The following is a 537-nucleotide window of genomic DNA, read 5'->3' on the forward strand; positions in this document are numbered from 1 at the left end:
GTTGCTGCCGGTGATGGTCACCGCCAGATCGGCGGCGGTATCACGGAACTCGGCTCCGGTGCCAGTACCCAGTTTTGGCAAGGTCGCAGACAAGGTCGCACTGGCGCTCACGCCTGCAACATCGTTGCCCGTTTCCAGATCCACCAGTTGCGCCGTCAGGCTGATATTGCCGCTGGCACAGGCCAGTGCCGATGGCGTGTAGGTGGTGCTGGCGGTGCCGTTGCTGCTGATGACGTTGGCGCGGCTGAACGCCGTCGCGCCGTCGCAGCTGGAGCTGAAGTCGAACTGGTAGCGGTCGCTCAACAGGACGTTGAGGTTGTCCGCATCCACCAGGTTGACGCTGACGCTAATTGCTTCGCCCACCAGAACATTGCTGGCGCTCAGGTTCAGGGCATTTTCGATAAAGCTGTCGCCGTTGCCGTTGCCCAGATCCGGGGTGCTGGTCTCCGTCGTGGTGGTCGCCAGGGTGACGGCTACCGCAATGCTGTCGAGCACGTCGCTGCCGCCTGCCAGGTACAGGCTGGCGGTCACTTCGCT

The 537-nt window shown here is 63.1% G+C and carries 1 protein-coding gene; it reads right to left on the reverse strand.

The window, feature by feature from the left end:
• Positions 1 to 537 (reverse strand): hypothetical protein (locus tag WG929_RS20905; RefSeq protein ID WP_416207615.1); only part of this gene is annotated, 537 nt, incomplete at both ends.

The sequence above is a fragment of the Oceanobacter antarcticus genome (assembly GCF_044962685.1).
GTDB classification, from domain to species: domain Bacteria; phylum Pseudomonadota; class Gammaproteobacteria; order Pseudomonadales; family Oceanobacteraceae; genus Oceanobacter; species Oceanobacter antarcticus.